This window comes from Paenibacillus urinalis (assembly GCF_028747985.1).
GTDB lineage: Bacteria > Bacillota > Bacilli > Paenibacillales > Paenibacillaceae > Paenibacillus > Paenibacillus urinalis.
The window spans coordinates 4,797,764-4,805,000 of the sequence record NZ_CP118108.1 but is presented as its reverse complement, the minus strand read 5'-3'; the positions used below and the strand labels follow the sequence as shown (position 1 = coordinate 4,805,000).

5 protein-coding genes and 2 rRNA genes (1 of these 7 only partly in view) are annotated in these 7,237 nt (G+C 45.8%); all 7 read left to right on the top strand.

What is annotated here, in order from left to right; all coding sequences use genetic code 11:
- Nucleotides 1-252, top strand: a 23S ribosomal RNA gene (locus PUW25_RS22410); it begins 2,681 nt to the left of the window's first position.
- A 217-nt stretch (nucleotides 253-469) separates the two neighbouring features.
- A 5S ribosomal RNA gene (rrf, locus tag PUW25_RS22405) occupies nucleotides 470-586 on the top strand.
- Between the two features lie 192 nt (nucleotides 587-778).
- The gene (locus PUW25_RS22400) at nucleotides 779-1,945 is read left to right on the top strand and encodes a GNAT family N-acetyltransferase (RefSeq protein WP_047914122.1); all 1,167 of its coding nucleotides are present in this window, start codon (nucleotides 779-781) and stop codon (nucleotides 1,943-1,945) included.
- Between the two features lie 398 nt (nucleotides 1,946-2,343).
- Entirely contained in the window at nucleotides 2,344-2,805 is a 462-nt protein-coding gene (locus tag PUW25_RS22395; protein WP_047914121.1) for a CtsR family transcriptional regulator, read from the top strand.
- Between the two features lie 50 nt (nucleotides 2,806-2,855).
- Nucleotides 2,856-3,377: a protein-arginine kinase activator protein McsA gene (locus PUW25_RS22390; RefSeq protein WP_047914120.1), complete on the top strand. Its 522-nt coding sequence runs from the start codon at nucleotides 2,856-2,858 to the stop codon at nucleotides 3,375-3,377.
- Nucleotides 3,378-3,408: 31 nt separating this feature from the next.
- Nucleotides 3,409-4,470, top strand: coding sequence for a protein-arginine kinase McsB (locus tag PUW25_RS22385; protein WP_047914119.1), 1,062 nt, complete (start codon nucleotides 3,409-3,411; stop codon nucleotides 4,468-4,470).
- A 193-nt stretch (nucleotides 4,471-4,663) separates the two neighbouring features.
- Nucleotides 4,664-7,117 (top strand): ATP-dependent protease ATP-binding subunit ClpC, encoded by a 2,454-nt coding sequence (gene clpC, locus PUW25_RS22380; RefSeq protein ID WP_047914118.1) that lies wholly within the window; start codon nucleotides 4,664-4,666, stop codon nucleotides 7,115-7,117.
- Nucleotides 7,118-7,237: the final 120 nt, after the last annotated feature.

Here is a 7,237-nt window from a genome sequence, read left to right as displayed (position 1 = left end):
GAGGAGCTGTCCTTAGTACGAGAGGACCGGGATGGACGTACCGCTGGTGTACCAGTTGTTCCGCCAGGAGCACCGCTGGGTAGCTATGTACGGACGGGATAAGCGCTGAAAGCATCTAAGCGTGAAGCCCCCCTCAAGATGAGATTTCCCAATTAGTAAGACCCCTTGAAGACGACGAGGTAGATAGGCTGGGGGTGGAAGTGCAGCAATGCATGGAGCTGACCAGTACTAATCGGTCGAGGGCTTATCCAAAAGATACCCAAGAAAGTGAAGCGAATGCTTCGACGGTAAATCCGAATACTTTCTCGGGGCCCGGAACAAAACCGGGTCAACAAAGATTCTAACATCGCTCATTGTTTCGTATCTAGTTTTCAGGGAGCAAATCCTTGTAAGATTTAAGCTGCATGTCCTTCTAAGGACTGATATTTTCTCGCAGCGATTTCGAGAAGCGTAGCTTCGAAAAATCATGTTTGGTGGCGATAGCGGAGGGGTTCCACACGTACCCATCCCGAACACGATCGTTAAGCCCTCCAGCGCCGATGGTACTTGGACCGAAGGGTCCTGGGAGAGTAGGACGTTGCCAAGCACACATAAGACACTATCGATGACACTCGATAGTGTCTTTTTTTACTTGCAGGACCTTTCTTATATAACTCTTCAGATTGACATCTGTATATAGATCTGACACACTTTTGCTAGATTGGATCCTTTGTTCACTTTCATATATAAAGACAAGAGTTGAGCTAACCTTCTAAATTATGAATCGCGAGGTGGAACCATGGTCATTCGGCAATTGAAGATGGAAGAGTTTGATGTAAGTACACAATTATCTGAATATGCTTTTAGATATAAGCTGACTGCTGAGGAGAAGGAACAGCGGAGACAGCACTTTGTTCCTGAGCAGTACTGGGGTTTGTTTGATGATGAAGAACTACAAGCAAAGCTGACTCTATTGCCTTTTCAAGTATATGTAAACGGCAAAGTATTTGATATGGGCGGCATTGCTGGGGTCGCCACATGGCCGGAAAACCGTAGAAAGGGACATGTGGCCCAATTGCTCAAGCATGCGCTGCAGGAGATGAAGAATCAAGGACAGAGCCTATCCTTCTTACATCCTTTTTTGGTACCGTTCTACCGTAAATACGGCTGGGAGGTCTTTGCCGAATACAAAAGGTATTTCATTCAAGCTCACCAGCTTCCACCAAGAGTAGAATACGAGGGGAAGGTTGTTCGCGATGTAACGGATATCGCTGTACTTGATGGGTTGTATCAATCTTTTGCAAGTCGCTATAATGGCACTTTGGTTCGAGATGAGGCGTGGTGGAAACGATCCGTGCTGAATGGGGATGGGCATACAGCCGTTTACTACTCTCCTGAGGGAGAGCCGCAAGGATATGTGCTTTATGAGAATAAAGACAAAGAGCTTATATGCGATGAATTTGTTTATTCGAATGAGAATGCGCGCCGAGCACTGCTTACGTATTTTGCAAACCATCCCAGTGAGCAGTTTAAGTTAAGCATGTTACCCTCAGACGATGAGCTGCCCTTCCTGCTGCCTGAACCGAGAGTGAAGCAGGAGCTTGTTCCTTATTTTATGGCACGTATTGTTGATCTGAGAGCTTTTATTGCCCAATATCCGTTTGAAGCAAACCAGAGCTTGGATCTGGTTCTCCAAGTTGAGGATTCTGTAGCATCCTGGAATACGGGATTTTGGCACCTGACTATAAACGAGGATGGACAGGGTAATATAGAACTTCTTTCTTCTGATGACAAGTCTACTGCCGATGTATCGGGCGACATCCAATCCTTTACAGCGATGTTTATGGGCTACAAGCGGCCACGGGAACTTTATTTAATGGAACGATTAGCAGGTAATCCGCTCCGAGCAACCCAACTGGATCATGTGATTCCTGCATGCCGAACATTTTTTATGGACTTCTTCTAATTTAACTAGAGGCTGCTGAGATTAGGTAAGACCCTTGAAAGAACGAGCTCTCCTGAACAATTCAGGGGAGTTTTTTTCGTAAGGCGCATATTTTAGGTCAAAATGAGAAAAATGAAAAAGGAACCCCTCTTGAGAATTCTACATAATGTGGTATAATGAAAACAAAGTCAAAGAAAGTCAAAGTCAACAGAGATCAAACAGATTTGAAGTATCAGGGATGCAGGGCGTCACATTGAGTTTTCTAGGCGAATGAGATTCGTTCTCCGTCCAAGATGGGTAATTTCAAGGATGGGTAGTGACCCCAGTTGGGAAGCCTTTTCCTTAGATACAGATGATTAGTGTAGTTTAATGTAATGAACTCAAGTTATTTAAGGGGCAAATATAGTGGGGGATGTAGAATGCGCAATATTTCTGATATTATCGAGCAATATCTGAAAAATATTTTGCAGGATAGCTCTGAGGGCTTGATTGAGATTCAAAGAAACGATCTCGCTGATAAGTTCTCTTGTGTACCGTCTCAGATTAATTACGTCATCAGCACAAGGTTTACCCTTGAAAAAGGCTATCTAGTGGAAAGTAAGCGTGGCGGAGGCGGATATATTCGCATTCAGCGTGTGGAGCTTCCTGCACAGTTTGCTCTAAATGGACATTTTCATCAGCATATTGGAGATGAGATTAATCAGACGGCAGCAGAAGGGCTTATCTATCAGCTGGAAGAGGCCGGATTCCTCAACCGTAGAGAGGCTGCTTTGGTCAAGGCGGCTATATCTCGAGAAGTACTGCTTATTAAACTTCCCTATCGTGATCAGATTCGCGCTCGAATGCTAAAAGCAATGCTGATCTCGGTCTTGGGCAAATGAATAGGATTGTTCATATGATCAAGAAAGTGAAGCAAAGGAGGTAAGCGGTCATGATGTGTCAACAATGTAATGAACGCCCGGCTACGCTCCATTTTACGAAGATAGTAAACGGAGAGAAGACGGAATTTCATATTTGTGAGAACTGTGCTAAGGAAAAAGGTGACCATATTTCAGGGATCTCCAACGGTTTTTCCATTCACGGACTTTTGTCAGGGCTTATGGACTTTGAGTCAGGCAAGTATAAAACAGCTGGAGCTCCCTCTCCGGAAACGCTTCGTTGTGAGCAATGCGGAATGACATTTAGTCAGTTCAGTAAGCTTAATCGGTTTGGCTGCAGTTCCTGCTACAATCATTTCTCCAGTCGCTTGGATCCGCTTCTGAAACGCGTACATGGCAACACCACACATATCGGGAAAGTGCCGGTTCGTGCAGGCGAGAAAATTCACCTTAAACGCAGAGCGGATGAATTGAAGCGTGAAATGCAGGAGAAGATCAATCTTCAAGAGTTCGAGGAGGCCGCTAAACTGCGTGACCAGATTCGTGAGCTTGAAAAAGAGATAGCACAAGAGTAAAGTTTGGTAATAAAGTAAGGAGGTGTGCACCATGTCGGATATCCGGTTTACCGAAAAACCACTTAGTGATTGGATGCGGAATACCGCTGCTGACTCAGAAATCGTAATCAGTAGCCGGGTAAGAGTCGCTCGTAATGTGCAGAGCTTTCCGTTTCCAATGCTGGCTACAGAAGAGCAGTCGAGAGAAGTACGTCGTAACCTTATTGATGTGCTTGGCTTTGAGGAAGTTCATAAGTTTGGTGAATTCCATGTACTGAATTTGAATGAACTGGATCAATTCGATAAAGAAGTTCTGGTCGAAAAACATTTGATCAGCCCCGATCTTGCGAACGAATCGAGAAACGGAGCTGTTATACTCAGTGAAGATGAATCCATCAGCATTATGGTGAATGAAGAGGATCACTTGCGTATCCAATGTTTATTCCCAGGTTTCCAGGTGCAGGAGGCATGGAAGAGGGCATCAGCGATTGATGATGTGTTCGAAGCCCATATCGATTATTCATTTGATGACCGAAGAGGCTATCTAACGAGCTGTCCTACCAATGTAGGTACAGGTCTCCGAGCTTCCGTAATGATGCATTTACCGGCTCTTGTCATGACGAAGCAAATTAGCCGAGTGCTTACTGCCGTATCACAAGTAGGTCTCGCGGTTCGCGGAATTTATGGAGAAGGCAGTGAGGCGACAGGAAATCTGTTTCAAATATCGAATCAAATTACATTAGGACAGTCTGAAGCTGAAATCATTGAGAACTTATATAGTGTCGTTCTTCAGATCATTGGTCATGAGCGAAATGCACGCGAGAGACTGATGCGTGATTCGAAGCAGCGGATTATGGACCGGGTTATGCGCTCTTACGGGATTCTATCCCATGCGGTGATCATGGATTCCAAGGAAGCTGCACAGCGCTTATCAGATGTTCGATTGGGCATTGATCTTGGATTGATTGAAGAGCCCTCTATTGTTCAAATGAATGAACTGAATGTCATGACTCAACCGGGTTTTCTGCAGAAGAAATTCGGTGAAGAAGTCCTGGATCCGAATGCGAGAGACATCTACCGTGCACAAATGATACGAGATGTTCTTAAGCATTAGAACTCGTCAGAGAAATGCGTTATTTTGATGGATATTATAACAGTAATAACCCGGCTGAGTGCTGATCTTGCCTTAGATAACAGGCAGTTCGCAATCGGCTTGGGATGATACCGACGATTGTCGGCCAGAGCTGTCCGTGACGGGCAATCTGGATAGAGATATAGGCAATTAAACTTGTGGAGGTGCAAGAACTATGATGTTTGGAAGATTTACAGAACGAGCGCAAAAAGTGCTGGCTTTAGCTCAAGAAGAAGCGGTTCGTTTAGGTCATAATAACATCGGTACCGAACATATTTTGCTCGGCCTGATTCGTGAAGGTGAAGGCATTGCTGCCAAAGCTCTTATCGGTCTGGGTCTAGGACTTGAAAAAATTCAAGATGAAGTAGAAACGCTCATTGGCCGCGGTCAAGAGCAGCCTACGAATATTGCATATACACCACGTGCGAAGAAAGTGATTGAACTTTCGATGGATGAAGCTCGTAAATTGGGCCACACCTACGTTGGAACCGAACATATTCTACTCGGGCTGATCCGTGAAGGTGAAGGGGTTGCAGCACGCGTACTGAACAACCTGGGCATCAGCCTGAACAAAGCTCGTCAGCAAGTACTTCAATTGCTTGGAAGCAGCGAAGCGGTGTCCAGTCATAATGGAGCACAAGCTAACGTGAGTACACCAACACTGGACAGCCTTGCACGTGATCTTACTTCCATTGCGAAGGAAGGCAACCTTGATCCGGTAATTGGCCGGAGTAAAGAGATCGAGCGTGTTATTCAAGTGCTCAGCCGTCGTACAAAGAACAACCCGGTACTAATCGGTGAACCAGGAGTAGGTAAAACAGCAATAGCGGAAGGTCTGGCTCAGAAAATTATCGCCAACGAAATTCCTGAAACGCTGCGTGACAAACGCGTAATGACCCTGGATATGGGCTCCGTTGTTGCAGGAACGAAATACCGTGGTGAATTTGAAGACAGATTGAAAAAGATTATGGATGAGATCCGTCAGGCAGGCAATATTATTCTCTTCATTGATGAACTGCATACACTTATTGGAGCAGGGGGAGCAGAAGGAGCTATTGACGCTTCCAACATTCTGAAGCCGGCTCTGGCTCGCGGAGAACTGCAATGTATTGGTGCGACTACTCTGGATGAGTATCGTAAATATATTGAAAAAGATGCTGCACTTGAGCGTCGTTTCCAACCGATTAATGTGGATCAGCCATCCGTGGATGAAGCGATTCAAATATTGCACGGCTTGAGAGATCGTTATGAAGCGCATCACCGTGTGAAAATTACGGATGAGGCGATTGAACAGGCAGTTAAATTGTCGGACCGTTACATTACAGACCGGTTCCTGCCGGACAAAGCCATTGACCTGATTGATGAAGCGGGCTCCAAAGTAAGACTTAACTCTTATACGGTACCGCCTAATCTCAAGCAGCTTGAGAACAGACTCGATGATATTCGTAAAGAAAAGGATTCGGCTGTTCAAAGTCAGGAATTCGAGAAGGCTGCTGCCCTGCGAGATACAGAGCAGAAAATTCGCGAAGAGCTTGATGTAACGAAGAATCAGTGGAAGGAAAAACAAGGTCGTACTGACTCCGAGGTCACACCTGAGGATATCGCACAGGTCGTAGCCAGCTGGACGGGGGTTCCTGTCAATAAGCTGAAGCAGGAAGAAACGGATCGACTGATGAACATGGAAGGAATCCTGCATGAGCGTGTTATCGGGCAGGATGAAGCCGTTAAAGCGGTCAGCCGTGCAATCCGCCGGGCACGTGCAGGTCTGAAAGACCCGAAACGTCCGATGGGCTCCTTTATCTTCCTGGGACCAACTGGGGTAGGTAAGACAGAGCTTGCTCGCGCCCTTGCTGAATCGATGTTTGGCGATGAGAATGCTGTCATCCGGATTGATATGTCTGAATATATGGAGAAGCACTCCACATCCAGACTGGTTGGAGCTCCTCCGGGATATGTAGGCTATGAAGAAGGCGGGCAGCTGACTGAAAAGGTGCGCCGTAAGCCATACTCTGTCGTTCTGCTGGATGAGATTGAAAAAGCCCATCCGGAAGTATTCAATATCCTGCTTCAAGTGCTGGAAGACGGCCGTCTGACAGATTCGAAGGGCCGTGTAGTCGATTTCCGCAACACGCTCATCATCTTGACTTCGAACGTAGGTGCAGATGCTATTAAGCGTAATTCTACGCTGGGCTTTACAGCCGTTGTAGATGCAGGTGCGAATTATGACAACATGAAGGGGAAAGTGATGGATGAGCTGAAGAAGAGCTTCCGTCCCGAATTCCTAAACCGGATTGACGAGATTATCGTGTTCCATTCCCTTGAGGAGAAGCACATCGGTGAGATTGTTACTCTGATGGCGGAGGAGCTGCGTAAACGTCTGCGTGAGTATGATGTTGACTTTGAGCTGACAGATCAAGCGAAGGCATTCCTTGCCAAAGAAGGCTTTGATCCTGCTTACGGGGCAAGACCACTCCGCAGAGCCATTCAGAAGCATATTGAAGACCGGCTCTCCGAAGAGCTGCTCACGGGTAATGTGACAAAGGGTGATTCTCTGCTTATTGATGTGGATGAAGGAAGTTTGGTGGTCACCAAAAAAGATAGTGTATCTACACCTACAAGTTCTTCATAAATTGTTACATCTGGATAGAATGAACTTAAGATTTGATTGATCCATGCCACATGTATAATTAAAAATGTTGGAAAGGGTTCTTGTCGCGTGAGCGATAAGAACCCTTTTTTTAAGGAAAAT